The sequence below is a fragment of the Verrucosispora sp. WMMD703 genome, from assembly GCF_049178935.1.
In the GTDB taxonomy this organism is placed as follows: domain Bacteria; phylum Actinomycetota; class Actinomycetes; order Mycobacteriales; family Micromonosporaceae; genus Micromonospora; species Micromonospora sediminimaris.
The window spans coordinates 5,661,432-5,686,803 of sequence record NZ_JBMHMM010000004.1 but is presented as its reverse complement, the minus strand read 5'-3'; the positions used below and the strand labels follow the sequence as shown (position 1 = coordinate 5,686,803).

Sequence of the window (25,372 nt, the reverse complement as noted above, 5' to 3'; positions counted from 1 at the left end):
TCCAGGCTACGCCGTAGCGAACCCCGGGGCATTTCCGCCTCCGTCGCGTGGTCGGATTCACAGAAGATGCCAGAAGTTTGGTAAGCGCTGCGTATTCCCTTGATCGCTGCTATGGCCGACGGGCCCGGTGCGCCGGCTGTCGACCGGTGCACCGGGCCCGTCGGGGCGGAGGCGACCCGAGTCGGTCGCCCGGGTGTCAGGAGACGTCGCGGCGCCGGGTGATGAGGATTCCGACCACGCCGCTGACCACGGCGTACCCCACCAGCACGAGCGCGCCGACCCACCAGGCGGGCAGCATCTCGTTCTCGCCTGGCGTGATCATCACCTGGGAGGCGGCGGCCGGCCAGACCACCTGCCACTTGATCACGGCCATGTTGTCCAGCACGTTGGCCAGCAGCAGGAAGAGCAGGCCCACCACCTGGGTTCCGATCAGGTAGAGCACCGAGGCGGTGATCACCGCGCCCAACTGATTGGTGATCAGCGTGCCGATGCCCACGCCGAGCACCGTCCAGATCGCGTACGCCATCAGGTTGAGCAGCAGGGCCCGTTGCACCTCCCACTCGCCGAGCAGTGTGCCGTAGTCGTTAAGCGACAGGAACGTCGCACCGGCGGCGAGGTCGATGATCGTGGTGACCAGCCAGAACGCGAAGCCGAGCAGGCTGGCCGCGATGAGCTTGCTGACGATCACCGAGGTGCGTCGCGGGGTGGCCAGGAACGTCGTGGTCGCGGTCTGGTGGAAGAACTCGTTGGTGACCATGAGAATGCCGATGAGCATCACGAACATCAGCCCCAGGTACTGCCCCGAGGTGTAGAGGTTCGCCGCCTGAGCGGGCGCGGAGGCGGCGTCGCCGGTGTAGCCGAACTCCTCCCCGCCGCCGCTGAGCGTCTCGCTGGCCAGCCACGCGTTGAAGGCGAAGGCCAGGGCGATCGACAGGAACGCCCCGATGGCCAGCCACCACCAGGTGCTGGTCGTACGGATCTTGAGAAGTTCGGAGCGGACAAGGTTGCTCATCGGATGCCCGCCTTTCCGGCCGTCAGCTCCAGGAACACGCGTTCCAGGTCGGGTCGTTCAGTGGTCAGCTCATGCAGTTCCACCCCGGCCGCCAGGGCCGCCCGGCCCACCGTCGGGGCGTCGACCCCGCCGATCAGGAGCGCGCCCTGCCCGTCGCTCTCCACCGTGGCCGGCCCGTCCTTCAGCGCGGCGGTGAGCGCGTCGGCCTGCGGAGTGCGGACCCGGACCCGGACGCCCTGCGCCATGGAACCGATCACCTGCTCCACCGGCCCCTGCCGGACCAACTGCCCGGCCGCGATGATCACCACGTCGTCGGCCAGCAACTGCATCTCGGAGAGCAGGTGGCTGGAGACGAGCACCGTGCGGCCCTCGGTGGCCAGGCCCTTGAGGAACCCGCGCATCCACCGGATGCCCTCCGGGTCCAACCCGTTGGCCGGCTCGTCGAGGATCAGCACCCGCGGGTCGCCGAGCATCGCGGCGGCGATGCCGAGCCGCTGCTTCATGCCCAGCGAGTAGCCCTTGAACTTGCGCTTGGCGGCCGGCGTCAGCCCGACCAGCTCCAACGCCTGGTCGGCCCGCTCCCGCGGCAGCCCGGCGGCGGCGCAGATCACCCGCAGGTGGTTGATGCCGGTGCGGCCCTTGTGCGCGCTGGACGCCTCCAGGACCGCGCCGACGTGCCGCAGCGGGTCGGCCAGTTCGGGGTACCGCTGGCCACCGATGGTCGCCCCGCCGGCAGTCGGGGTGACCAGATTCAGCAGCATGCGCAGGGTGGTGGTCTTACCCGCACCGTTCGGGCCGAGGAAGCCGGTGACCCGACCCGGTTCGACCGTGAAGGACAGGTTGTTGACCGCGAGCACGTTGCGGTACCGCTTGGTCAGACCGGAAACCACGATCTGTGCGTCGTTGGTGGGGCTTGGTCGCCCGTCGGTCATCGTTCTCCTCCCGTGGCGGCGCCGGGGTGCGCCGTTGCACAGCGTGACGTTAATGGTCAAACAATTCAATCGGACTCGTTCGGGAAATCGTGGTCCGCCTCAGGCAGGAGCCGTCTCATCCCCAGGTACGAGCCGATGGGCAGGCGTCTCTACACGGCGATCCAGGTTGCCCGGGCGTGGCCGAGTAGCTGGCCGTCCGGGGCGTAGAGGCTGGTGTGCACGAACGCCTTGCGGCCTTCGGTGCCGATCAACGTACCGGTCACCACGCACTCGTCGCCCGGACGGGGCAGCGCGTCGATCCGGGCCGCGATCCGGCCGAGCACGTACGGGCGGCCGGCGCCGATCACCGCCCAGCCGCCGGGGCAGTCCAGGGCCGCCCAGACCGTGGCGAGGACGACCTGCCGGGGCGCCCGCACCGGCGCGGCCGTCCGGCCGTCCGGCAGCCGACCCGGAAAGATCCGCAGGCCGTCGGCGCGTTCCGGGCCACAGACGTAGCAGCCGGGAAACGGGTGCTCCACCAGCCCCGGGTACGCCGCCGAGGCGGCCCGGGCGGTCGCCAGGTCCACCGGCGGGACGGCCTCGCCGAGATCGCCGGCCGGGCGCAGCTGCGCGATCACCTCGCCGGCCGGGTCGCGCACCTGCGCGTCCACAAGCGTCAACGGGGTGTCCAGCGGCGGCGGTCGGCGCAGGGTCACCTCGACCGGACCGTCCCCGCCGTACGCGGCGGCGAAGACCCCGGCGCTCCAACCGCCGTTGCCTGAGCCGGACGGTCCGTTGAAGCGCCCCTCGATGATCATCAAGCCCCTCCGCCCACCCGGCATCGTCGCCGAGACACCGGCAGCCTCGCACGCCGCTGCTGACGGCTGCGGTGGCGGGTCAGCCACCGGTCGCCGACCGGCGTTCACCGGATCGACATCGCCGGCCACCATGGCCGGCAACCGACCGGGCGCTACACAGAGGGCATGGCCGTTCTGCCAGCCGCGGGCGTCGCACTGACGACCAGCGGCTACACCCTCTCGATCGCCGACAATCCCAGCCAGGTCGAGGCCGCGCAACGCCTGCGTCATCAGGTGTTCGCCGGCGAGTTGGGCGCCACCGTGTCCGCCGACGCGGCCGGCCTCGACCGCGACGTCTTCGACAGTTACTGCGATCACCTGGTGGTGCGCCAGGAGAGCAGCGGTGAGGTGGTCGGCACCTACCGGTTGCTCCCGCCGGGGCGCACCAACCGCCGCTACGCCGAGGGCGAGTTCGACCTGACCGCGCTCGACCCGTTGCGTACCCAGCTGGTCGAGGCCGGCCGCTCGTGCGTGCACCCCGCGCACCGCAGCGGAGCGGTGATCAACTTGATGTGGGCTGGCATCGCCCGCTACCTGCACCTGCGCGGGCTGCGCTGGCTCGGCGGGTGTGCCTCCGTACCGGTGGCCGACGGTGGCCTCGCCGCCGCCGAGGTCTGGGCCCAGGCGCGGGCTAAGCACCTGTCACCGCCGCCGCTGCGGGTCCGGCCGCTGCGACCCTGGTTCGCCGAACCGGGCGTGCCGACCGAGACCGTCGCCGGATCGGCCCGGCTGGTCCCGCCGCTGCTGCGCGGGTACCTGCGGCTCGGCGCCCAGGTCTGCGGGGAGCCGGCGTACGACCCGGACTTCGGGGTGGCCGACTTCTACGTGCTGCTCTCCATGGATCGGATCAACCCGCGTTACCTGCGGCACTTCCTCGGCGGGCAGCCGTGAACACGCTGTGGCGGCCCAGTTCCGGCTGCGGTCCGGACTGCCTGCCCGGCCCCGGCGATGCTCCCGCCATCTCGGCGGTCCGGCAGTTGGGTCGCGCCGCCGGCCTGCTCGGCCTGCTCGGGCTCGGCGTCGGGCTGGCGGCCCTGCTTCCGGCGCTGCCGACTCGGGAACGTCAGGCCGCGCTGCGCGGCTGGGCCCGATCCACCGCCCGCGCCTGCGGCGTACGCCTCGAAGTGCGCGGTCGGCTGCCTCGGCGGCGGGCCCTGCTGGTCGCCAACCACGTCTCCTGGTGGGACGTCCTGGCGCTGCTCGCGGTCGCGCCCGCCCGGCTGGTGGCCAAGCAGGAGGTACGGCGGTGGCCGCTGATCGGTCTGCTCGCCCGCGCGGGCGGCACCGTCTTCGTGGACCGTTCTCGCCCTCGTGGGCTGCCCGCGACGGTGGGTCGGGTCGCCTCGGCGCTGCGGGCGGGCCGCTCGGTCGCGGTGTTCCCGGAGGGCACCACCTGGTGCGGTGCGGCAGCCGGCTGCCGTCCGCCGACCGGTTTCCGGCCGGCGATGTTCCAGGCCGCGATCGACGCCGGAGCGCCCGTCGTGCCACTGCGGATCGGCTACCGCTGCGGGGTGACCGGTGAGACCACCACGGCACCGGCCTTCGTGGGCGACGAGACCCTGCTGCGGTCGGTGCGGCGGATGCTCGCCGTCCGGAGCCTGACGGTCTGCGTCGACATCGCCGCGCCGCTGCATCCGGGACGGTCCGCCGACCGGCGGGCGCTGGCTCGGGTCGCCGAGTCGGCGGTGCATCTCGTACCGTCGACGCCAGTCGCGCAGCCGACGTCGGTGGTTGCCGTGCCCGGGCAGCCGGCGCGGCCCGCAGCGACAGCGCTGCCGGGACCGACCCGTTCTCCGGCCGCGGCATCCCCCGCCGGGGTGGCGGGCGAGCGGGAGCTGCCGCTGGCCGCCTGACCGTCGGTGCCGGGTGACCCGGTGGCTGGAGCAGCGGGCCGATCCTGTCGCTCACAGGTTTTTTCCAGGGTCCGCCCAGCAGAGGCGCAGTGTCTGCGCGGATGATGGGCGGCATGGCCGCTACCCAGACCGAGGCGCGACTGCTCGTCGTCGAGGACGATCCCAACATCCTCGAACTGCTCTCCGCGAGCCTGCGCTTTGCGGGATTCGACGTGGCCACCGCCACCAGCGGCAGCGCCGCGCTCAGCGCGGCTCGGGATCATCGTCCCGACCTCGTGGTGCTCGACGTGATGCTGCCGGACCTCGACGGGTTCGAGGTGATCCGGATGATGCGCGAGGGCGGCACGCGTACCCCGGTGGTCTTCCTCACCGCCCGCGACGCGACCGACGACAAGATCCGTGGGCTCACCCTGGGCGGCGACGACTACGTGACCAAGCCGTTCAGCCTGGAGGAGCTGACCGCCCGCATCCGGGCGGTGCTGCGCCGCACCAGCACCGGCGATCAGGCACCCGCCCGGCTCACCTTCGCTGACCTGGAGTTGGACGAGGAGACCCACGAGGTGTACCGGGCCGGTCAGCGGGTGCAGCTCTCGCCTACCGAGTTCAAACTGCTGCGTTACCTGATGCTCAACGCCAACCGGGTGCTGTCGAAGGCGCAGATCCTCGACCACGTGTGGAACTACGACTTCCGGGGCGATGACAACATCGTCGAGTCGTACATCTCGTACCTGCGTCGCAAGGTCGACACGACCGATCCCCGGCTGATCCACACCCTGCGTGGCGTCGGGTACGTCCTGCGCAAGCCGGCGGCGTGAACGCCCTCCAGCAGGGCAAGCTCCGGCTCCGCGCGGTACCGCTGCGGGTCAAGCTGGTCGCGGCCGTGCTGACCCTGGTCGCCGCCGCGCTGCTGGTGATCGCCTCGCTGACCACGATCTTCCTCCGTAGCTACCTGGTCGACCAGGTGGACGCGGAACTGACGACCTCGGCCAACAACCTCGAAGCGGTGGCCGGCGCCGAGCGGTTCGGCACCGACCTGCCCACCGACTACCTGGTGGTCTTCACCGACAGCCGGACCGGCGCCGTCTCCTGGGTCTACTTCGACACCAAGCGGTTCGACATCAACGACCTGCCGCCCTGGCCGGAGAACGCCGCCGGCTTCGAGCAGGCGGCCGGGAAGCCGTTCCCCGCCCGGGCCCGGGCCAGCGACATGCGCTGGCGAGTGCTGTACACCGAACTGCCCAACGGTCAGTGGACGGCGATCGCGCAGCACCTGACCGACGTGGACCAGGCGGTCAAACGGCTCATCTGGATCGACCTGCTGGTCGGTGGGGCGGTGCTGGTGCTGCTCGCCTCGATCGGGGCAGCGATCGTCCGGACCAGCCTCAAGCCGTTGGTGGAGATCGAACGTACCGCCGCCGCCATCGCCGGCGGAGACCTGAGCCGACGGGTGCCCGACCCGGAGGACGGTCAGCCCTGCCCGACCTCGGAGCTGGGGCGGCTCTCCCGGGCCCTGAACGCGATGCTCAGTCAGATCGAGATGGCCTTCACCGCCCGGGCGGCGTCGGAGTCCGCCGCCCGGGCCGCCGAGGTGGCCGCCCGGGAGGCCGCCGAGGGGGCCCGAGCCTCCGAAGCCCGGGCCCGCCGCTCCGAGGAACGAATGCGCCAGTTCGTGGCGGACGCCTCACACGAGCTGCGTACCCCGCTGACCACCATCCGCGGCTTCGCTGAGCTGTACCGCCAGGGTGCGGCCCGCGCACCGGAACAGACCTCCGACCTGCTGCGCCGCATCGAGGACGAGGCGGCCCGGATGGGTCTGCTGGTGGAGGATCTGCTGCTGCTGGCTCGGCTGGATCGCGAACGACCGCTCTCGCTCGCCCCGGTGGAGCTGCCGGTGCTGGCCGCCGACGCGGTGGCGGCGGCCCGGGCGATGGCACCGGACCGGCGGATCGAGCTGGAGATCGAGCCCGGCTCCGGGCCGCTTGTGGTACGCGGCGACGACGCCCGGCTGCGGCAGGTGATCGGCAACCTGATGACCAACGCGGTGCGGCACACCCCGCCCGGTGCGGCGGTCACGTTGCGGCTGCGCGCCGAACCCGGCAACCTGGCGGTGATCGAGGTGGTCGACACCGGGCCGGGGCTCACCGCCGAGCAGGCGGAGCGGGTCTTCGAGCGCTTCTACCGGGTGGACGCCTCGCGTACCCGCCGGACCGACGGCAACACCGGCACCGGTCTCGGCCTCGCCATCGTGGCCGCGCTGGTGACCGTGCACCAGGGCACGGTCGAGGTGACCGAGACGCCGGGTGGCGGTGCCACCTTCCGGGTACGGCTGCCGCTCGCACCGGACACCGACATCGATGACTAGTGATTTTCAGCCAATCCTCAGTTCAGCCCAAGGCGGGACGCAGAGCGATGGGAGAAGGTAGGGGCATGACCGAGTACGAGTCCGACCCGCGCCGGCCGGCCCCTACCGACGCCGAGCCGTCGCATCCCGAGCTGTCCCGCGCCGAGTACGCGCGGTCCGACTCCCCGTCCCCCGCCCGTCCCGACGCCGACCCGACGGTCGAGGCGCCGACCGTACCGGTCCGGGCCGTCGACCCGTCACCGGCCGGCCCGGACGCCGCGCCGAGCCAGCCGGCCCCGGCCCCCGCCGGCTCGACCCCGGCGGCACAGCCGGTCTCCGGTCAGCCCAGTTGGGCGCCGACCGGCGGCCACCACCACCAGCATCCGTACCAGCCGGGTGCCCGCTACCCCACAAACCCGTGGTATCCCGGCCAGCCCGCCTGGAGCGGCGCCCAGCCGACCGGGCCGGGTGCGGCCCAGTCCGGGTATCCCGGGCAGGCCGCCGGCACGCCGGGTGGCTACCCGGGGCAGCCCGGAACTCCGGGCGGGTACCCGGGGCAGCCGGCCACGTGGGCACCCACTCCGTCCAGCGGGCCCCGCCTCGGCAAGATCGCCAAGCTTGCCGGAGCCGGCGTGGCGGTGTTCGCATTGATGCTGGGCAGCGGCGTCGCCGGTGGGGCGCTCACCCTGGCGCTGAGCGGCGGCGGCGGGGTGACCCGCACCTACAGCGCCGCGCCTGTGATCGACGGCGCCGACCTGCCGCGCATCGCCGCGTCGGTGCAGGACAGCGTCGTGTCAATCAGCACCGGCAGTGGTGAGGGCTCCGGCGTGGTGCTCAGTGCCGACGGCTACCTGCTGACCAACAACCACGTGATCGCCGGGGGCGGCGACACGGTCCGGGTCTTCTTCGCGGACGGCACCAGCACCCAGGCCGAGGTCGTCGGCACCGACCCGAAGACCGACCTCGCGGTGCTGAAGGCGAACGGGCTGACCGACCTCCAACCGGCCACCCTCGGCGACAGTGACGCCATGCAGGTCGGTGACCAGGTGCTCGCACTGGGCAGCCCGCTCGGTCTGCAGGGCTCGGTCACCGCTGGGATCCTCAGCGCCCGGGACCGCACCATCCAGGCCGGTGGCGGCCAGCAACTCCCGGGTCAGGCGGTCAGCTCGATCTCGGGGCTGTTGCAGACCGACGCCCCGATCAACCCCGGCAACTCAGGTGGCGCACTTGTCAACACCCGCGGCGAGGTGATCGGCATCAACACCGCGATCGCCACCGCGGGACAGGGCAGCACCGGAAACATCGGCGTGGGCTTCGCCATCCCGAGCAACAAGGCCAAGGACGTCGCGGAGAAGCTCCAGCGTGGCGAGAAGGTAAGCCACCCGTCGCTGGGGGTCAGCGTGAACGCGGCACCCGACGGCGGCGCGCTGATCGGCGCGGTGAACCCGGGCAGCGCGGCCGAGCGGGCGGGATTGCAACAGGGTGACGTGATCACCCGGTTCGGCGACAAGGTGATCAACGACTCCAACGATCTGGTGGCCGCCGTCCAGGCCGGCAAGGTCGGTGACCAGGTCGAGGTGACGTACCAGCGAAATGGCGCCGAGGCGACGGCAACCGTGACGCTCGCCGAAGCGTCCTAACGAACAGGACCTGCTTCCTCCCTCCGGGGCGGCGGGTGGCGTGGCCAAGGGGGTTGGCCATGGCACCCGCCGCCCTTTTTCCGTCTCCGGGCCGGTTCACCCCGACCGGGTGAGCCCGGCTCACCCCGTCGGCCGGCAGCCTCGGGGGACACGACCCGAGGTGGATGGGGGTGCCATGACCGCGACGACGGCGACCCGCAGCGACGACCGGATCCAGCGCGACGTGCTCGACGAACTCGCCTGGGACGCGCAGGTGCGTTCGACCGACATCGGGGTGAGCGTGCGCGACGGGGTGGTTTCGCTCACCGGCGGCGTGGACAGCGCCGCCCGCCGGTGGGCGGCGGTGCGCGGGGCCCAACGGGTACGCGGGGTGCGGGCGGTCGCCGACGACATAGAGGTACGCCCCACCGGCCCGGTCGACATCACCGACGGCGACCTGGCGATCGCGGCCAGCCGGGCACTGGAGTGGAACAGCTTCGTGCCGGCCGAGCGGCTGGACCTCACCGTCGCCGACGGTTGGCTGATGCTGCGAGGTGCGGTCGAGTTCGGTTGGCAGCGGCGTACCGCCGAGCGGGAGCTGCGCCGGCTGCGGGGCGTACGCGGTGTCACCAACCTGGTCGAGGTGCAGCCCGCCGCCCCGGCCGACAGCGACCGGGTCCGCACCGACGTGCAACGGGCCCTGCTGCGGGGGATCGGCACGGAACGGGTGACCGTCCAGGTGCGCGGCGACACGGTGACCCTGAGCGGAGTGGTGCGGTCCTGGTGGGAGCGGGATCAGGCGGAGCGGATCGCGTGGTCGGCCGAGGGTGTGTGCATGGTACGGGACCAACTGCTGGTAGGTGGCTGAATCGGTGACCCGGCGACCCGGTTTGTCCCTGCCGGGACCGGGAAGACGCTCGATCCCAGCACGGCAGCCGATCGGGGCCGACGCCTCCGGACAGCGACGGGGAGGGCACGTGGCCGACAACCTTGCGCGTGAGCAGCGATTGCGGATCGCCATGGTCGTGCCGCCCTGGCTGTCGGTACCGCCGCCCGGCTACGGCGGACTGGAACAGGTGGTGGCCGGCCTGGTCGACGCCCTGGTCACCCGGGGGCACGCGGTGACGTTGATGGGTGCCGGTGCGGTGCACGGCACCGCCGCCGATTTCCTCGCCACCCTCGACGAGTTGCAGTTCGACCGCCTCGGGGAGGCGTTGCCCGAACTGGCCCACCTGGCCCGGGTCAACCATCTGCTCAGTGCGGCCGACTTCGACATCGTGCACGACCACAGCACGATCGGCCCGCTGGTGGCGGGCCGGCGGGAGGTACCCACGGTGGCAACCGTGCACGGCAACCCGGTGGGCGAGTACGGCACGGTACTCAGCAACACCGACCGGGGGGTGGGCCTGGTGGCGATCTCACACACCCAGCGGGGATTGAATCCGCACCTGCCCTGGGTCGGCACCGTGCACAACGCGATGAGCCTCGACGACTTTCCGCGCAAGGACGCCCCCAGCCAGGGGCCGGTGTTGTGGCTCGCCCGGTTCAGCCCCGACAAGGGGCCGGAGCTGGCCATCCGCGCCTGCCGGGCGGCGGGTCTGCCGCTGGTGCTGGCCGGGAAGTGCAACGAGCCTGCCGAGCGGCGCTACTACGACGAGGTGATCCGGCCGATGCTCGGGCCGGACGTCACGGTGATGCTCGACGCCGACCGGAAGGCCGTGCTGCGGCTGTTGGTCGAGGCGCGCTGCCTGGTCATGCCGATTCAGTGGGAGGAGCCCTTCGGCATCGTGATGCTGGAGGCGATGGCCACCGGGACGCCCGTGGTGGCGCTGAACCGGGGAGCGGTGCCGGAACTTGTCCGCCCCGGGGTGAGCGGGCTGATCTGTCAACGGCCGGACGAGCTGCCGGCGGCGCTGCGCCAAGCCGCCGACCTCGACCCGAAGGACTGCGTGGCACACGTGGCCCGGACCTTCTCCACGGAACGGATGGCCGTCGGCTACGAGGACGTGTACCGCCGCTTCCTCGCCGCCGCGACCCCGCGTGCCGCGGTGCGTGAGCCGGCCCGGATCACCCCGACCTGACCTGTCGCTCTCAGACCTGTGCGGCACCGAGCGCGGTGATCGCCGCGTCCAACTGCTGTGCGTACGCCGGGCTCAGCCCGTTCTCGCGCAGTCGGATGGAGACCTTCTCCCGGAGCCGGGCGACGCCCGGCCCCAGCTCGCCCTCGCCGCCGGTCACCGCCCGGGTGAGGTTGCGCAGCTCGTTGCGCAGGTCGATGCCGACGTCGTCGCGGATGCCACCGTCGGCGAGACCGGCACCGATCACCTCGTCCAGGCGGTTCGCGGCCTCAACGAGGCTGTCGCCACCCGGTGGTGGGTTCGACGCGCCCGTCGTCGCCGCTGGCGGGGACGCGGTGCTCGACGGTGCGGAGGTCGGCGGCACGCTGGCGGTGACCTCCGGCGGGGCCGGCTCGGACGTCGCCGTCGGCCCGGTCGTGGGTAGTACGGCGGGCGGTCCGGCGTCATCGTCCGGCAGCAGCGCCGGCACCGCCAGCGCCGCAGCGATCAGCGTGACCACGGCCGCCGTGACGAGCAGCGGGCGTCGAAGTCGCCGTCCCGGTGGCGGGTCGTCCCCGGTCACCGGTGCTGGGCGCGGCAGCCGCCGTCCCCGCCCCGGGTCGGCCCCGGAGACCGGTACGGAGCCGGCATCGTCGACCACCCCGGTGCCGGTCTGCGCGTCGCGCCCATCCGGATGTCCGGCGGCGCCGTCGGCGACGCCACCGGAAGGGGCGACCGAGGTGCCCGCCAGCGCGCCGGAGACGGCCCCGGTGAGGGCGGGCTGCAAAGCGGTGGGGCCGGTGGTCGGCGGGACCCAGGCAGGCGCCGGGGCGACGTCGGTCCGCCCCATCGCGGGCAGCGTGACGGTGGGCGCAAGCATCGTGTTGGCCTGCGGATCGGCGGGCAGCATCTGGTCCCGCAGCACGGTCGCCACCTGCCGGGCGGTGGGACGGTCGGCGGGATCCCGCGACAGGCAGCGCAGACAGATCTCGGCCACCGTGGCCGGTAGCCCCGGCACCCCGGCCAGCGACGGCGGTGGGCGCTCGGCGAGCGCGACGGTGAGTTCATCCCAGGTGTCCGCCGGGTACGGGACCCGGCCGGTCAGGGTCTCGTGCAGCAGCACCCCGAGCGAGTAGACGTCGGTCGCTGGTTGGGCCGGAGCACCGTCGAGCCGTTCCGGCGCCACGTACGCGGGGGTGCCGAAGGTGGCGCCGTCCTCGTCGTCGTCAGGGGCGCCGATCCGGGTGGCGATGCCGAAGTCGAGCACCTTCGCACCGACCTGCGTCATCATCACGTTGGCCGTGGTGATGTCCCGGTGCACGATGCCGAGCCGGTGGGCAGCGGCCAGCGCGTCGGCGACCTGGGCGCCGATCTCCACCGCCTGCGGCCACGGCAGTGGCCCCTCGGTGAGCCGGAACTCCAGTTCCTCGCCGGCGAGCAGCTCCATCACCACGAACGAGGTGATGGCGCCGTCCGGCGACACCGTCTCGCCGTAGTCGTGCACCGAGGTGACGTTCGGGTGCACCAGCTGTGCGGCGGCTCGGGCCTCCTCGCGGACCATGTCGCGGAACCTGGCGTCGGCGGCAAGTGACGGGGCGAGCACCTTCAGTGCGACCACCCGGTCGAGTACCTCGTCGTGGGCCCGCCAGATCACCGACATGCCGCCGGAGCCGATCTGGTCGATCAGCCGGTACCTGGTGGCCAGCAACCGGCCGGGCTGCAGTGCTGGCTTCACGGATTGCACCTGCCCTCATATGTGGGAGCGGTATCAGGTTGCGCGAATGTTGCCCCCCTGTCAACGGGCCTCGATGGACATGGGACGGGTCGAGATGACCGGCGGGCGTCGTCGCGCGGCGGTGGTCCCCGGCGCAGGGGCGTACGGGACGGGACCGTCGGGACCGGCCGTGCCAGGATGAACGGCATGGCGCGGGGACCGGTGGCTTTCGTGCTCGGCGGCGGGGGCGTCCTGGGCGCGGTCGAGGTAGGCATGTTGCGCGCCCTGTTCCGGGCCGGAATCCGACCCGACCTGGTGCTCGGCACCTCCATCGGCGCGGTAAACGGCGCCCTGGTGGCCGCCGACCCGTCCGAGGCGGTGACCGACCGGCTGGTACGGCTCTGGGCTTCCCCGGAGGCCAGCGAGGTGTACGGCGACTCGGTCGCCCGGCAGCTGCGGCGCTTCGCCGCCCGTACCCATCTGCACTCGCCCCGCCCGTTGCGGAAGCTGCTGGAGAACGAACTCGGCGCCCAGACCACCTTCGCCGATCTGAAGATTCCGTTCCGGTGCTGCGCGGCCAACATCGAGCGGGCCGCCGAGCACTGGTTCGTCAGCGGACCGGTGGTGCCGGCGGTCCTCGCCTCCGCCTCGGTGCCGGGGCTGCTGCCGCCGGCCCGCATCGGCGACCAGCACTATGTGGACGGCGGGATCGTTAACTCCATCCCGATCGGCGAGGCGGTCGCGGCCGGCGCCGGGCGAATCTTCGTACTTCAGGTGGGCCGGATCGAGCGGGCGCTGGCACCGCCCCGGCGGCCCTGGGAGATCGCCCAGGTCGCGTTCGAGATCGCCCGCCGGCACCGGTTCGCCCGGGAGATGGCCGCCCTGCCCGACGGGGTGGAGGTGCACGTCCTGCCGACCGGCGGGCTGGAACCGCGCGACGACACTCCGTGGGCGTACCGGGACATGGCGGCGGTGGGCCGGCGGATCAGCCGGGCGTACTCGGCCTCCCGGCACTACCTGGCGAACCTGGAACGTTGATGCCGTTACCGCCGCGTTGGCTGCGCCGACTGCTGCTGGCACCCGGTGTGGTGCTGCTGGCGATCCTGCTGGTGACCACGGTGCCGCTGTGGGCCCTGCTTGCCCTCGCCATGTCCCCGTTCGTCCCCGGGCACCTGCGTCCGCTGCGACTGCTCTGGCTCGGCTGTTTCTACCTGGTCTGGGACGCGGCGGCGCTGCTCAGCCTCTTCGGGCTCTGGGTCGGCTCCGGGTTCGGCTGGCGGGTGCGGGCACCGGCCTTCCAGCGGGCCCACTACGTGCTTGCCGGCTGGTTCCTGCGGGTGTTCTTCTGGCAGGCCCGGTGGATGCTGCGGCTGCGCATCGACGTGGTCGGTACCGACCCGGACACCGCGCTGCCGGGCCGGCCGGAACTGGTGCTGTGTCGGCACGCCGGTCCGGGGGACTCGTTCATCCTGATCCACGCGTTGGTGAACTGGTTCCAGCGCGAGCCACGGATCGTCCTGAAGGACACCCTCCAGTGGGACCCGGCGATCGACGTGCTGCTCAACCGGCTGCCGAGCCGGTTCATCGCGCCGGGTCGCGACGGCCGGGGCTCGCTTACCGAGCAGGTCGGGCATCTCGCCACCGGTCTGGACGACGACGACGCCTTCGTGATCTTCCCCGAGGGCAGCAACTTCACCCCGAAACGCCGGCTGCGGGCCATCGCGCGGTTGCGGGACCGGGGGCATGAGCGGATGGCGCTGAAGGCGGAGGCGATGCGGCATGTGCTCGCCCCACAGCCGGGCGGACTGCTGGCGGCACTGGACGCGGCACCTGACGCCGGGGTGATCTTCGTGGCCCACACCGGCCTGGATCGCATGCTCACCGTGACCGACGTGTGGCGGGAGCTGCCGATGGACAAGCGGCTGGTGATGCGGTTCTGGTCGGTGCCGCCGGAGGAGGTGCCGACCGGCCGGCAGGAGCGCATCGACTGGCTCTACGAATGGTGGAGTCGGATAGACGAGTGGATCGCGGCCAACCGCGACGACGCGACGTAGGGTGCGCAGGTGGAGCAGATCAGCGTGGTGACGACGGTGGTCGACGCGCGGTCGGTCGCCGATCTGCTGGCTGCCGCCGCGGTGGCCGGGCGATTGGCGGCCTGCGCGCAGGTGGGCGGCCAGGTGGACAGCACGTACTGGTGGCGGTCGGGGGTGGAGACCAGCACCGAGTGGTCGGTGCAATTCAAGACCGCACCCGACCGGGTCGATGCGTTGGTCGAGCAGTTACGGGCCAGCCATCCCTACGAGGTGCCGGAGATTCTGGTCACCCGGGTGGACTGCGGCCATCCCGGGTACGCCGCCTGGGTCTTCGAGCACACCCGCTCCTGAGTACGCGCACTCTGGTGCCGACGGCGCTCCGCCGTCGAGGATGACGGCGTGGACAACGCCTACCCCTGCCCGGCCTGCGGAGGCCCGGCGAACCTGAACTCCGGCTGCACCGGCTGCGGCCGGCCGCCGCATCCGGCCGCCGCCGAGGTGATCCGGCTCGACCGGGAGATCGCCGCGCTGGGCGGTGAGGTGCAGCGGGCCCGTCAGGCGTACGAGGGGTTGGTCGGGCGGCTGGACACGGTGCGGCGACGGCGGGACGAACTGGCCGCTGCGGTCCGGGCCGAGTTCCCGATGCCCACCGCACCGCCGAACCATCGCGCCGCACCGGCCGTCGGCGGGCATCCGGCGCCCGCTCCGGTGCCGATCGGTGGCCGGCCCGCTTCCGTCCCGGTTCGTCCGGGTGGCGCGGAGACGTCGACGCGGACCGTGCAGGGTCTGCTCTTCGTCCTGGGTGGACTGCTGCTCGGAACGGCGGCCACGGTCTTCACCGCAGTGGCCTGGGCGTCGGTCGGGGTGGCTGGTCGGGCAGCGATCCTGCTGGCGTTCACCGTGCTGCTGCTGGCGGTGCCGCTGATCGCACGTCGGCGGGGGCTGCGCGGCACCGCCGAGACCTTCGCCGCCGTCGGGCTGCTGCTGGTACTGCTCGACGGGTACGCCGCCTGGTCGGTCGACCTGTTCGGCGTGACCGCCTGGCCGGGCAGCCGGTACGCCGCCCTGGTCGTGGCGATCAGCGCGGCGGTGACTGTCGGTTACGCCCGGTTCAGCCGCCTGGCCGTGCCGTGGTTCGCCGCGCTGCTGGTCGTTCAGCCGCTGTTGCCGCTGCTGGCCGCCGAGGTCCGACCGGAGCCGGCCGGCTGGGCGGTGGTCTTCGTCGGGGTGGCGCTGGTCGACCTGGCGATGGTGGGGGCGCTGCGGCGGCGGGCCGGTGTCGTCGCGGACGAGGGGGCCGCGACGACACCGGCGGTACGGCTGGCCGGGACGCTCCTGGCCTGGGCGTGGTTCGCCGGTTGGCTGCTGCTCGCCGCAGGCTGCGCACTGGTGCCCCTGCTTGTCGGTCGGGCGGCTGGGGTACCGGTGCTGGCTGGCGGACCGATGCTGCTGGTGGCGCTCACCGCCTTCGGCGCGGCGTTGCTGGCCGGTGGCGGGTCGGCACGAGCGCTGGCGGCCGGTGCGCTGGTGCCGGTGCTGGCAGCGGCGATTCTCCGCCCGGTGGTGGAGTGGCGCGCCTCGGTGTGGCTGTTCGTGGCAGCGTTGGTCGCAGCCGGGCTGGCCGGCGCGGTACGGCTGCTCCCGTCCGGCTGGCGGGCCGGCCCGCGCGCGGGGGCGTTGCTGGTGGCCGGCGCTGGCGGGCTGCTGGCGGCGCTGGCGGGACTGCTGCTGGCCGGTGCCGCCGTGAGCCGGTCGTTGCCGCCGTGGCGGGGAGCCACGGCGGGCCCGTTGTTCGCCTGGGGTTGGCAACTGCCGGTGGCGACGGCGCTGACGTCGGTGGCGGTGGCAGTGCTGCTGCCCCGGGCGAAGCGGTCGGCGGTGCTGGTGGCCGGTCTCGCCGCGACTGCGTTCGCCGTGCCGGTGGCCTGGGCCGCGCCGTGGCCGGCGGTGGTCGCGATCGACCTTGCGGTCGGGGTGGTGTTGCTGGTCGCGGCGGTGGCCCGCCCGACGCTACCCACCGTTGCGGTGCTGACCTCGGCCTCGGCCGGCGCGGCACTGCTCGGGCACGGGCTGCTGGTCGGGCTGGCCGACCCGATCGGTGCCGGTGCCGCCTGCGGGGTGGTCCTGGCTGTCGGGCTCGGCGTGGCGGTCGCCGGCCGAGGCGGCGACCCGGTGCGGCGGACGGTGGCCGGTTGCGGGCTGGCTGCCGCGGTGTTGGTGGTGCCGGCGGGGGCGGCGATCACGCTGATCGGCGTCGGTGCCCCGCCGTGGTGGCAGGCCCGGGGCGCGCTGGCCGCCGTCGCGCTGCCGGCGGTGGCGCTGCTCGCGCTGCGTCGATCCTGGCCCGAACTGGCCGGGTACGCCGCGACCGGGATCGCCGTGGTGGGAGTGCTGACCGGGCTGTCGCCCCTGGTCGTGCCGGGTGCCGAGCGGGTGGCGGTGTACGCGTCGGTGGCGGCCTCGCTGGTGGCGCTCGCTGGATTCCGGGCCCGCCCGGTGGGGCTGTTGCCGGTGGCCGGGCTGGGCCTGGCCATGGTGGCGGTGCTGGCGGCCGTGCCGGTGGTGGTGACCGCCCTGCTGACGCCGTACGGGCCGCCACCCGCCCCATGGTCCGGCGTTCCGGCGACTCGCCTGTCACCGGACGCGCTACCGGTCGGCCTGGCACTGGTGCTGCTGTCCTTGGCGGCGGCCCTGTTCACCTGGCCGACCACCCGCACCGCCGCTGCGGGTTCCTCCGCTGTGGGGGACGGCGCTGGTACCGGCCCCGTCGGTGGTTCTGCTGGCACCGACAGCGCCGGTGGTGACCCGGCCGGTAGTGGCCGGGCTGGCGGTGGCCGGGCTCGCGGCAACGGTATCGATGGCTGGCAGGTCGCCGGAGCGATGCTGCCCTTCGTGGCCGCCGCCGGGCCGGTGCTGCTGGTCGCCGCCGCCGTGCCCTGGCCGGTGGTGCCGGCCGCAGCTCTGCTGGGTGGCGTGGTTCTGCTGCTGACCGTTACGCTGCGGCACCCGGGCGGGCCGTTCGTCGGAGTGGCCATGCCGGTCGGTCTGGTGCTGGCGGCGGCCGGGCTGCTCAACCTCCAGGCGACCCGGGCCGGCACCCTGGGCGGACTGGGCCTGTTGGTGGTGTCGGCGACGGCTGTCGGCGTGGGCGGGCGTCACCTCGCGGTACGCGTGCTCGGGTGGCTGGTCGCGGTGGCCGCGGCGACCGGGTTCGCGTTGACTGCCCCGCTGGCTGGCGGGCAGCCGCCTCACGTGGCGGCGTTCGCGGTGCTCGGCGTCGCCGTGGTCAGCCTCGCGCTCGCCACGACGCTCCCGTCGAGCCGATGGGACCGGCCGGGATCGCTGCCTCCGCAGCCGGGCGCCACGTCCGGGGCGGCGGTGGCCACCTGGACGGCTTCGGCGGTGTCCGCCCGGCCCGCCCAGGGTGCGCTGGTGGGTCGGGTGCTGGACGCCGCCGCACAGGCGGTGGCGCTGCTCGCGCTGCTGCTCACCCTTGGGGCACTCCGGCATGCCGCGACGATCTGCGTGTTGTGGGGCGTCGCGATGGGCGTCCGGCTGTTGCGTCGGGACGAGTCGATCGAGCGGCGCCGGGTCTTCGCCGGCATCGGCGGGGGCAGCGAACTGCTGGCCGTCTGGCTGCTGTTGGCGGCCGGCGGAGTCAGCGTGCTGGAGGCGTACACGGTGCCGCTGGCCGCGGCGGCGCTGGGGGCTGGTGCGGTGGGGCTGGGTACCCGGCCTGGGCTGAACAGTTGGCTTGCGCTCGGCCCGGGCCTGGCCGCCCTGCTGCTGCCCAGCCTGACCGTCGTGCTGTTCGGCACCGACCCGCACCCGTGGCGACGGCTGCTGATCGGCACCGCCGCACTCGCCGTGACGCTGTTCGGCGCGGTCCGCCGCTGGCAGGCACCGGTGCTGCTCGGTGCCGGCACACTGGCCTTGCTGGCCCTGTACGAGTTGGTGCGCAGCTGGGACCTGCTGCCCCGGTGGGCGTTCCTGGCTGCCGCCGGGCTGGCTCTGATCGGCCTGGCGACCACCTACGAGCGCCGTCGCCGGGACCTGCTCCGACTGCGATCCGCCGTCGGCCGCATGAGCTGACGCCCGGCCCACGACCACCCTTCGGGACCACCGTCGCCCCAACACCGCCGGCAACGCCGAGGCCGCGGGCGTGCTGGGGAAGTGGACGCTCCCCGGACAGGCGACAACATCGGGGATTCTGCTGTAACAGGCAGCGGTGGAGGCGACCACATCCCTGATGGTGTCGCCTCCGATGAGGCGTCGCTGGTGGCGGTGGTGCCGGCCGACACCGGTAGGGTCTGGCCATGGCAGAGGTGCTCACCGCCGAGGCGGTGCGAGACGAGCTGGGTGGGCTGGCGGGCTGGTCGGGAGACCCCGCCGGGATCACCCGAACCGTGGAGCTGGCCAGCTTCCCGGACGCCATCGCAGTGGTCGACCGGGTCGCCGTCGCGGCAGAGGAACTGGACCACCACCCCGACATCGACATCCGGTGGCGCACGGTGGCCTTCCGATGCGTGACCCACTCGGTCGGCGGGGTCACCATGCGTGACATCCGGCTGGCGCGCCGGATCGACGAGATCGTGGAAGGTGCCCGATGAGGTTCGAGATCAGCAAGGTGCTGGACGCCATCGAGGGGCGGGTCTGCACCGACCCGCAACTGGCTCGCGCGGTGCTCGACCTGGCCGAAATCATCCGCTACCAGGATCTCGACGGCGGGCGGCCGGCGAGTTCACTGCGCCTCGGCATGGTCATCGACGCGCTGGCGCGCAGCCTTGAGGAGGACAGCGTCCCGGTCTACGCGGTGGTGCACCGGGGGATGCTCTCCGACGCCGACCTCACCTCCAACGAGCGGATGGTGGTGCGCAGATGGGCCGACGACGGCCTGGTGGAGGTGCTCGACAACCCGGGTGACCGGATGCTGGAGGTGGCCGACCTGCTCGGCCTGCCGGTGCTCAGCCGGGTCCGCTTCGACGGCCTGCGGGGACGGTTCCCCTGGCTGGTGGAGCAGCCGGGCCGGGTCCTCGCCCCGGTGCCGGGTGCTGGCGGTCCGGTCTTCATCGCCCACGTCGGCGGTGGTCACACGCCGGTCACCGGTCCGCCCTCACCGGCCGGTGCCAAGCTGCTCTCCCGCGAGTGGCGCTGCCCGGAGTCCGGCTGCACCCTGTTCGGCGGCGCCGGTGGCGGGGGAGCCTTCGCCGACCTGGCCCGGATCGACCGGGCACCGACCGGGCAGCCGCCACCGTCGCTGCGCAACGGCGTGCCCACCTGCCCCCGACACGGCGCGCGGCTGCGTGACGCCGGGCCCCGGCCACGTAGCGAGGTCCTCGCCATCCGGGTCGGTGGCCTGATCCGTCGTCGCTTCGTACTCACCGAGGAACAGCCGGTGGTGATCGGCCGGGCGCCGGAGGGCTCCGGCGGCATCATGCTCGGCCAGTGGCTCAACGACGAGGCACGGCGCTGGATCAGCCGTAACCACCTACGGCTGGAGTTGCGCGGCGGTGACGTCGTCGCCACCGACGTCAGCACCAACGGCTCCGGCGTACGGCCGGGCGGATCCCTCACGGAGGCGGACCGGATCCCGCTGGCCCCGCAGCAGTCCCGGGTGCTCGGCACCGGTGACATGGTGGAGCTGTACCCGGGGGTGCAGGTCGGCCGCCCGAACGAGTTCCCGGCGGGAGCGCCGTACAACCCGGACTCGGTGATGTCCGAGGCCCCGACGATGGCGATGCGCCTGCCGCGCTGAACGCCGGTGGGCGTCGGGACCGGGTCCCGACGCCCACCGGAGGGTACGACCGCTCAGCCGGCCAGGACTGCGGCCACCTGCGCCACCGCGTGGTCGATCTCCTCCTCGTTGATCACCAGCGGCGGGGCCAGTCGGATGGTCGAGCCGTGCGTGTCCTTGGCCAGCACACCCCGCTCCATCAGCCGCTCGCAGGCTTCCCGGCCGCTCATCAGGGCCGGGTCGATGTCCAGGCCGGCCCAGAGACCCCGGCCTCGTACCGCGACCAGACCCTTGCCGATCAGGCCGCGCAGGCCGGCTTGCAGCCGCTCGCCCAGTGCGGCGGAGCGGCGCTGGAACTCTCCGGTCGCCAGCAGCCGGACCACCTCGGTCGCCACGGCGCAGGCGAGGGGGTTCCCGCCGAAGGTGGAGCCGTGCTGTCCGGGCTGGAGTACGCCGAGCACGTCGGTGTCGGCGGCCACCGCGGAAACCGGCACGATGCCGCCGCCGAGCGCCTTGCCCAGCAGGTACATGTCCGGCACGACGCCCTCGTGCTCACAAGCGAAGGTGGTGCCGGTGCGGCCCAGGCCGGACTGGATCTCGTCGGCGATGAACAGCACGTTGCGTTCGGTGCAGAGCAGCCGTACCCCGTGCAGGTAGCCCTCGGGTGGCACCACCACGCCCTGCTCGCCCTGGATCGGCTCCAGCAGCACGGCGACGGTGTGCTCGTCGATCGCCTCGGTCAGGGCGGCCAGGTCGCCGTAGGGGACGATCCGGAAACCGGGGGTGTACGGCCCGAAGTCGGCCCGGGCGTCGGAGTCGGTGGAGAAGCTGACGATTGTGGTCGTACGCCCGTGGAAGTTGCCCTCCGCGACCACGATGTTGGCCTGGCCGGCCGGTACCCCCTTGACCTGGTAGCCCCACTTGCGGGCCACCTTGATGCCGGTCTCGACCGCCTCGGCCCCGGTGTTCATCGGCAGCACCAGGTCCTTGCCGCACAGCGCCGCCAGCTCCCGGCAGAAGTCGGCGAACTGGTCGTGGAGGAACGCCCGGCTGGTCAGCGTCAGCTTGTCGAGCTGGGCGTGCGCGGCGGCGATCAGCGTCGGGTGCCGGTGGCCGAAGTTCAGCGCCGAGTAGCCGGCCAGGCAGTCGAGGTAACGCTTGCCGTCCACGTCGGTCACCCAGGCGCCCTCGGCGGAGGAGATCACCACCGGCAACGGGTGGTAGTTGTGCGCGGTGTGGCGCTCCGCGTCCTGCACCGCGGCCGGGGTCCGCAGCATGTCCTCGATCATCGGTTCGCCTTTCCCTGACGGAGTCGCAACGTGCAGCACTTCGGGCCACCGCCGGCCCGACGCAGCTCGGACAGGTCGACGCCGATCGTCTCGTAGCCCCGGTCGCGCAACTTGGCGGCCAGACCGGTGGCCTGCTCGGGCAGCACCACGTGCCGGCCGTCGCTGACCGCGTTGAGCCCGAGCACCTCCGCGTCGGCCATGGTGGCGTGCACCGCGTCCGGGAAGAGCCGGCGCAGCACGGCCTGACTGCCGGGCGAGAACGCCTCCGGCAGGTACGCCACGGTCCGCTCGTCGAGCACGCTCAGCGCGGTGTCGAGGTGGTAGAAGCGCGGGTCGACCAGCTGCATGGTGATCACCGGGTAGCCGAAGACCTCCTGGAGCTGGGCGTGCGAGGCGTGCGCGGTGCGGAAACCGGTGCCGGCGAGCAGGTGGTCCCCGGCCAGCAGGACGTCGCCCTCACCCTCGTTGACGTGCTTCGGGTCGTACATCTCGAAGCCGGCGGCCTCGAACCAGGCGCGGTACGCGGGCGCCTCGTCGGCGCGCTGCGGGTCGCGGAACTGCACGGCCATCGCCTTGCCGTCGATCACGGTGCCGCCGTTGGCGGCGAAGACCATGTCGGGCAGGCCCGGCACCGGCGCGATCTCCTCGACGGTGTGGCCCAGATCCAGGTAGACCTGGCGCAACCGCTCCCACTGCCGCACTGCGAGGTCGGCATCGACCGGTGCGGTCGGATCCATCCACGGGTTGATCGCGTAGTCGACGGCGAAGTACGTCGGCCGGCACATCAGAAAGCGCTGGCGGGTGGCGTCCATCGTCATTGTCCTGCTCCAAGCCTCGGGCGCGCCCGGCCACCGTCGGCCCACGGGCTGGCGCCGTGGTTCAACGGTATGCGGGCTCGACCAGCCGGATCCACCGCGAACCCTTGCATTGGGCGGCAGATCATTGCGTATGGCACCCGGTTGGAGCAGATTCGTTGCGTGCGGCTCCCGGCCCGGCTCGCGGGTTGAGGGTCGCCAGGCAGCCGTCCGGGGACGACCGCCCCAGACATACGTCAGGGGCGGCGAACCGCCGCCCCTGACGAGCATGTGCGCCCGGCTGGTGAACCACCAGATCTGATCGGGCTACGGTCGGTTCCGCACCGACCGGCACCGGTGAACCACCGGCGGGCCGAAAAGTGCCCGTTACAGGCGGTCGACAAACTGTGAATCAAGCCACTCGCGGAAGCGGACCACGACATCTCCGTCGGTGGACGGCCAGTCGTACTGGCCGGTCATCGCCAGCACGCCGAGGACCACCGCGCCGAGGCCGAAGGCGATGCCCAGCAGCGCGTCGGACTTGCCGGCGATGTGGCGCCGACGGGTGGCCATCAGACCGAGCACGGCGAGCACCGCTCCGACCGCGCCCAGCGCGATGCCGTACCCGGCGAGGGCGCCGGTGAGCACGAACAGGATGCCGCCGACGCCGACGATCAGGCCGAGCGTGGCCAGCAGACTGGCCCGGGGCCGTGGCCCGACCGGTGCCGGCGGTACGTCCCGGCCGGTTGCGCCGTCGGGGGTCCGGTCGTCGTCGACCCTGCCGTCCCGCTCGACGGTGCCGACGCTCCGGTCCCGGTCGACGTGGCGATCCGCGTCGCCGGCCCGATCCCCGTCGGCGGTGCGGTCGCGGTCTGTGGTGCGGTCGGTGGTGTGGAGGCCATCGACGGGCCGGTCCCGGCCGCTGGCGCGGTCACCGTCGAGAGTGCGGTCCACGCCGGTGACGCGGTGGCCGTCGACGGTCTCGGTGGTGGCGGCACGAGCGCGGCGGGAACCGTGAACCGTGGATCGGGCGGTGGCGGCACGTTCCTTGGCGGCGCGGTCCGTGGCGGGCTGGCCGGCGACCGGGTCCGCAGCGGTTCGGCGGGTGGTGCTGCCGTCGGTGCGACCCTCGACGCCGGACCGCTCGTCGGGGCGGGTGTCGGTGGCGACCGTCCCGGTCCTGCTGTCGTCGGCTGCCGGCGGCGCCGGTTCCTCCCGGCGCAACAGCGAAGAAAATTTCATGGGTTCACCTCCTGATCGATGCGTGGATGGCGGCATCAGCCCCGTATCGCCAACCACGCCACAACACCCAGCAGGTACCCAACCCCCACCCACCCGACACCCCACCCCGCCCGCTCCACACCGCACCCCTCGTCGATCAGGCAGTTGTGGCAGGCGACGGCGAGGGCTGCGGCGGGGGCGGGGTGGGGGTGGGGTGTTAGCGGGGGCGGATCAGGGGGGCCAGGGTGGCGGTGAGGAGGGCCAGGCGGCGGGGCCGGGAGACCCGGACGGGACGCTTGCGGACGCAGCGTACGAGGATCTCCACGGCGTCATCGACCGGAATCATCAGCGGTCGGAACGAGCCCTTGGCCATCTTGGTGTCGACGAATCCGAATCGCACGGTGGTCACGTGCACGCCGTGCCGGCGCAGCGCCGCCGACAAACCCGTCAGGTACGACGACACTCCGGCCTTCGAGCCGGCGTAGCCGGGCGCCTCGCCGGAGACCAGCCGGTCGGCGAGACTGGAGATCCCGATCAGGTGCCCGTCGCCGGTGGCCAGCATTCTCGGCACCACCACGGCAGTGGTCCGTACCGCGCCCATCAGGTTGACCTCGAAGGTGCGCGTCTGCGCGTCCAGGTCGGCCGGATCGAAAGGTTCGCCGATGCCGGCGGCGTAGACGCACAGGTCCACCCCGCCGAGCTCGTCGATCGCCTTGCCCAGCACGTCCGGATAGTCCGGCGCGGTGACATCGACGGTGTGGTGGGCGTACGTGGGGACGATGATGGCGTTGTCCCGTCGCGACAGCCCGGTGACCCGCCAACCGTCGGCGAGCAGTCTGCGGGTGAACGCCAGCCCGATGCCGTCGCTGTTGCCGACCACCACCGCACGGCGTATCCGATCCGTCATGACCCCGCCCCCATCGAGTCGACGTGGTGCCCGCCGTGCCGGCGGCCCGATCGGCAATTGAACCAGACGCCGAGGGCGATCCCTTACCGTCGAGTAGCAGCGTTTCCCGGGGACGGGCGACCGGTTCGGGGCGCTTGGCACGCCCCTGCCGGCCGTCACGACCTGGCAAGGCCGGGTCCGACCGCTGCTCACCGGCGCGCTGGCTACGCTTGGCGTCGTGCCAGAGGGACACACCATTCATCGCCTGGCGGCCCGGCACGCCGAGCTGTTCGTGGGGGACAAGGTGCTCGCCGCCAGCCCGCAGGGGCGCTTCGCCGACGGTGCCGCCCGGATCTCCGGCACGGTGCTGGAGGCCACCGAGGCGTACGGCAAGCACCTGCTGCACCACTACGCCGGTGAGTTCGCGCTGCACGTGCACCTCGGCCTCTACGGAAAGGTCACCGACGGCGATGGTGAACCGCCGGAGCCGGTGGGGCAGATCCGCCTACGGCTGACCAGCGACCGGCACTGGCTCGACCTGCGTGGGCCGACCGCCTGCGAACTGCTCAGCCCGCCCGAGGTGGCCGCGCTGCGGGCTCGACTCGGACCGGATCCGCTGCGCGCCGACGCCGATCCGGAGCGGGCGTACGCGCGGATCTCGCGCAGCGTGACGCCACTGGCGGCGCTGTTGCTGGACCAGACGGTGGTGGCCGGCACAGGTCTGATCTTCGTGACGGAGGCGTTGTTTCGCGCCGGTCTGTCGCCGCGGCTGCCCGGCCGGGAGTTGACCCCGGCCGGTTGGCAGGTGCTCTGGGCAGACCTGGTCGAGCTGATGACGCTCGCGGTCACCACCGGTCGGATCGACACCGTCCGCGCCGCGCACCTGCCCGAGGCGATGGGTCGGCCGGCCCGAGTCGACCGGCACGGGGGAGAGGTCTACGTCTACCGCCGCCCCGGCCAACCCTGCCACGTCTGCCGCACCCCGATCAGCCGAGGCACCATCACCGCCCGCAACCTCTACTGGTGCCCCACCTGCCAGTCCTGACCCGAC

At 72.8% G+C, this 25,372-nt stretch carries 22 protein-coding genes; 14 read left to right on the top strand and 8 right to left on the bottom strand.

Going from position 1 to position 25,372, the window contains the following annotated elements:
- Nucleotides 1–196 precede the first annotated feature (196 nt).
- From ACN26Z_RS26375 to ACN26Z_RS26365, 3 genes are all read right to left on the bottom strand, one after another.
- Entirely contained in the window at nucleotides 197–1,012 is an 816-nt protein-coding gene (locus ACN26Z_RS26375; protein WP_093405272.1) for an ABC transporter permease, read from the bottom strand.
- Nucleotides 1,009–1,944: an ABC transporter ATP-binding protein gene (locus ACN26Z_RS26370; protein ID WP_282236963.1), complete on the bottom strand. Its 936-nt coding sequence runs from the start codon at nucleotides 1,942–1,944 to the stop codon at nucleotides 1,009–1,011. The genes ACN26Z_RS26375 and ACN26Z_RS26370 overlap by 4 nt, the downstream gene beginning before the upstream one ends.
- 149 nt (nucleotides 1,945–2,093) lie before the next feature.
- Nucleotides 2,094–2,741 carry a PaaI family thioesterase gene (locus tag ACN26Z_RS26365; protein WP_282236964.1) on the bottom strand — a complete coding sequence of 216 codons (648 nt, stop codon included), beginning with the start codon at nucleotides 2,739–2,741 and terminating at the stop codon, nucleotides 2,094–2,096.
- A 165-nt stretch (nucleotides 2,742–2,906) separates the two neighbouring features.
- Between ACN26Z_RS26365 and ACN26Z_RS26360 the strand changes: the two genes are divergently transcribed.
- From ACN26Z_RS26360 to ACN26Z_RS26330, 7 genes are all read left to right on the top strand, one after another.
- Nucleotides 2,907–3,671: a GNAT family N-acetyltransferase gene (locus ACN26Z_RS26360; protein ID WP_421463840.1), complete on the top strand. Its 765-nt coding sequence runs from the start codon at nucleotides 2,907–2,909 to the stop codon at nucleotides 3,669–3,671.
- On the top strand, nucleotides 3,668–4,633 hold the full coding sequence (locus tag ACN26Z_RS26355; RefSeq protein ID WP_282236966.1) for a lysophospholipid acyltransferase family protein: 966 nt from the start codon (nucleotides 3,668–3,670) through the stop codon (nucleotides 4,631–4,633). Before ACN26Z_RS26360 ends, ACN26Z_RS26355 begins: the two co-directional genes overlap by 4 nt.
- A 113-nt stretch (nucleotides 4,634–4,746) precedes the next feature.
- Entirely contained in the window at nucleotides 4,747–5,448 is a 702-nt protein-coding gene (locus ACN26Z_RS26350) for a response regulator transcription factor (protein ID WP_093405284.1), read from the top strand.
- Nucleotides 5,445–6,995 carry a HAMP domain-containing sensor histidine kinase gene (locus ACN26Z_RS26345; protein WP_421463837.1) on the top strand — a complete coding sequence of 517 codons (1,551 nt, stop codon included), beginning with the start codon at nucleotides 5,445–5,447 and terminating at the stop codon, nucleotides 6,993–6,995. The genes ACN26Z_RS26350 and ACN26Z_RS26345 overlap by 4 nt, the downstream gene beginning before the upstream one ends.
- A 65-nt stretch (nucleotides 6,996–7,060) precedes the next feature.
- Entirely contained in the window at nucleotides 7,061–8,614 is a 1,554-nt protein-coding gene (locus ACN26Z_RS26340) for a trypsin-like peptidase domain-containing protein (RefSeq protein ID WP_421463835.1), read from the top strand.
- A gap of 175 nt (nucleotides 8,615–8,789) precedes the next feature.
- Nucleotides 8,790–9,461, top strand: coding sequence for a BON domain-containing protein (locus ACN26Z_RS26335; RefSeq protein ID WP_093405292.1), 672 nt, complete (start codon nucleotides 8,790–8,792; stop codon nucleotides 9,459–9,461).
- Between the two features lie 151 nt (nucleotides 9,462–9,612).
- Nucleotides 9,613–10,674 (top strand): glycosyltransferase family 4 protein, encoded by a 1,062-nt coding sequence (locus tag ACN26Z_RS26330; protein ID WP_421464727.1) that lies wholly within the window; start codon nucleotides 9,613–9,615, stop codon nucleotides 10,672–10,674.
- Nucleotides 10,675–10,684: 10 nt separating this feature from the next.
- On the opposite strand, the gene ACN26Z_RS26325 is transcribed toward ACN26Z_RS26330, so the two are convergent.
- Entirely contained in the window at nucleotides 10,685–12,385 is a 1,701-nt protein-coding gene (locus ACN26Z_RS26325; protein WP_421463832.1) for a protein kinase domain-containing protein, read from the bottom strand.
- A 186-nt stretch (nucleotides 12,386–12,571) separates the two neighbouring features.
- Here ACN26Z_RS26325 and ACN26Z_RS26320 point away from each other — a divergent pair, with 186 nt between their 5' ends.
- The 6 genes from ACN26Z_RS26320 to ACN26Z_RS26295 all read left to right on the top strand — a co-directional run bounded on the left by ACN26Z_RS26320 (nucleotide 12,572) and on the right by ACN26Z_RS26295 (nucleotide 20,152).
- Entirely contained in the window at nucleotides 12,572–13,402 is an 831-nt protein-coding gene (locus tag ACN26Z_RS26320; RefSeq protein WP_093405517.1) for a patatin-like phospholipase family protein, read from the top strand.
- Nucleotides 13,402–14,418, top strand: coding sequence for a 1-acyl-sn-glycerol-3-phosphate acyltransferase (locus ACN26Z_RS26315; protein ID WP_421463830.1), 1,017 nt, complete (start codon nucleotides 13,402–13,404; stop codon nucleotides 14,416–14,418). Before ACN26Z_RS26320 ends, ACN26Z_RS26315 begins: the two co-directional genes overlap by 1 nt.
- A 9-nt stretch (nucleotides 14,419–14,427) precedes the next feature.
- A complete protein-coding gene (cutA, locus tag ACN26Z_RS26310; protein ID WP_093405300.1) occupies nucleotides 14,428–14,748 on the top strand; it encodes a divalent-cation tolerance protein CutA in 321 nt (106 codons plus the stop codon).
- A 48-nt stretch (nucleotides 14,749–14,796) separates the two neighbouring features.
- A complete protein-coding gene (locus tag ACN26Z_RS26305) occupies nucleotides 14,797–18,489 on the top strand; it encodes an SCO7613 C-terminal domain-containing membrane protein (protein WP_421463827.1) in 3,693 nt (1,230 codons plus the stop codon).
- 224 nt (nucleotides 18,490–18,713) lie between these two features.
- Nucleotides 18,714–19,007 (top strand): 4a-hydroxytetrahydrobiopterin dehydratase, encoded by a 294-nt coding sequence (locus ACN26Z_RS26300; protein WP_210941120.1) that lies wholly within the window; start codon nucleotides 18,714–18,716, stop codon nucleotides 19,005–19,007.
- The gene (locus tag ACN26Z_RS26295) at nucleotides 19,004–20,152 is read left to right on the top strand and encodes an FHA domain-containing protein (protein WP_210941121.1); all 1,149 of its coding nucleotides are present in this window, start codon (nucleotides 19,004–19,006) and stop codon (nucleotides 20,150–20,152) included. The genes ACN26Z_RS26300 and ACN26Z_RS26295 overlap by 4 nt, the downstream gene beginning before the upstream one ends.
- Before the next feature lie 53 nt (nucleotides 20,153–20,205).
- On the opposite strand, the gene rocD is transcribed toward ACN26Z_RS26295, so the two are convergent.
- The 4 genes from rocD to ACN26Z_RS26275 all read right to left on the bottom strand — a co-directional run bounded on the left by rocD (nucleotide 20,206) and on the right by ACN26Z_RS26275 (nucleotide 24,342).
- Nucleotides 20,206–21,420, bottom strand: a complete 1,215-nt coding sequence (gene rocD, locus ACN26Z_RS26290) for an ornithine--oxo-acid transaminase (RefSeq protein ID WP_421463825.1) — start codon at nucleotides 21,418–21,420, stop codon at nucleotides 20,206–20,208.
- Nucleotides 21,417–22,232: a dimethylargininase gene (gene ddaH / locus ACN26Z_RS26285; RefSeq protein ID WP_282236974.1), complete on the bottom strand. Its 816-nt coding sequence runs from the start codon at nucleotides 22,230–22,232 to the stop codon at nucleotides 21,417–21,419. Before ddaH ends, rocD begins: the two co-directional genes overlap by 4 nt.
- Nucleotides 22,233–22,601: 369 nt before the next feature.
- Entirely contained in the window at nucleotides 22,602–23,456 is an 855-nt protein-coding gene (locus ACN26Z_RS26280; RefSeq protein WP_421463823.1) for a thrombospondin, read from the bottom strand.
- A 196-nt stretch (nucleotides 23,457–23,652) separates the two neighbouring features.
- Complete coding sequence (locus ACN26Z_RS26275) at nucleotides 23,653–24,342, bottom strand: SDR family NAD(P)-dependent oxidoreductase (protein WP_282236976.1); 690 nt, start codon at nucleotides 24,340–24,342, stop codon at nucleotides 23,653–23,655.
- A 217-nt stretch (nucleotides 24,343–24,559) separates the two neighbouring features.
- Between ACN26Z_RS26275 and ACN26Z_RS26270 the strand changes: the two genes are divergently transcribed.
- Nucleotides 24,560–25,366, top strand: coding sequence for an Fpg/Nei family DNA glycosylase (locus tag ACN26Z_RS26270; RefSeq protein ID WP_421463820.1), 807 nt, complete (start codon nucleotides 24,560–24,562; stop codon nucleotides 25,364–25,366).
- The last annotated feature ends 6 nt before the right edge of the window (nucleotides 25,367–25,372 follow it).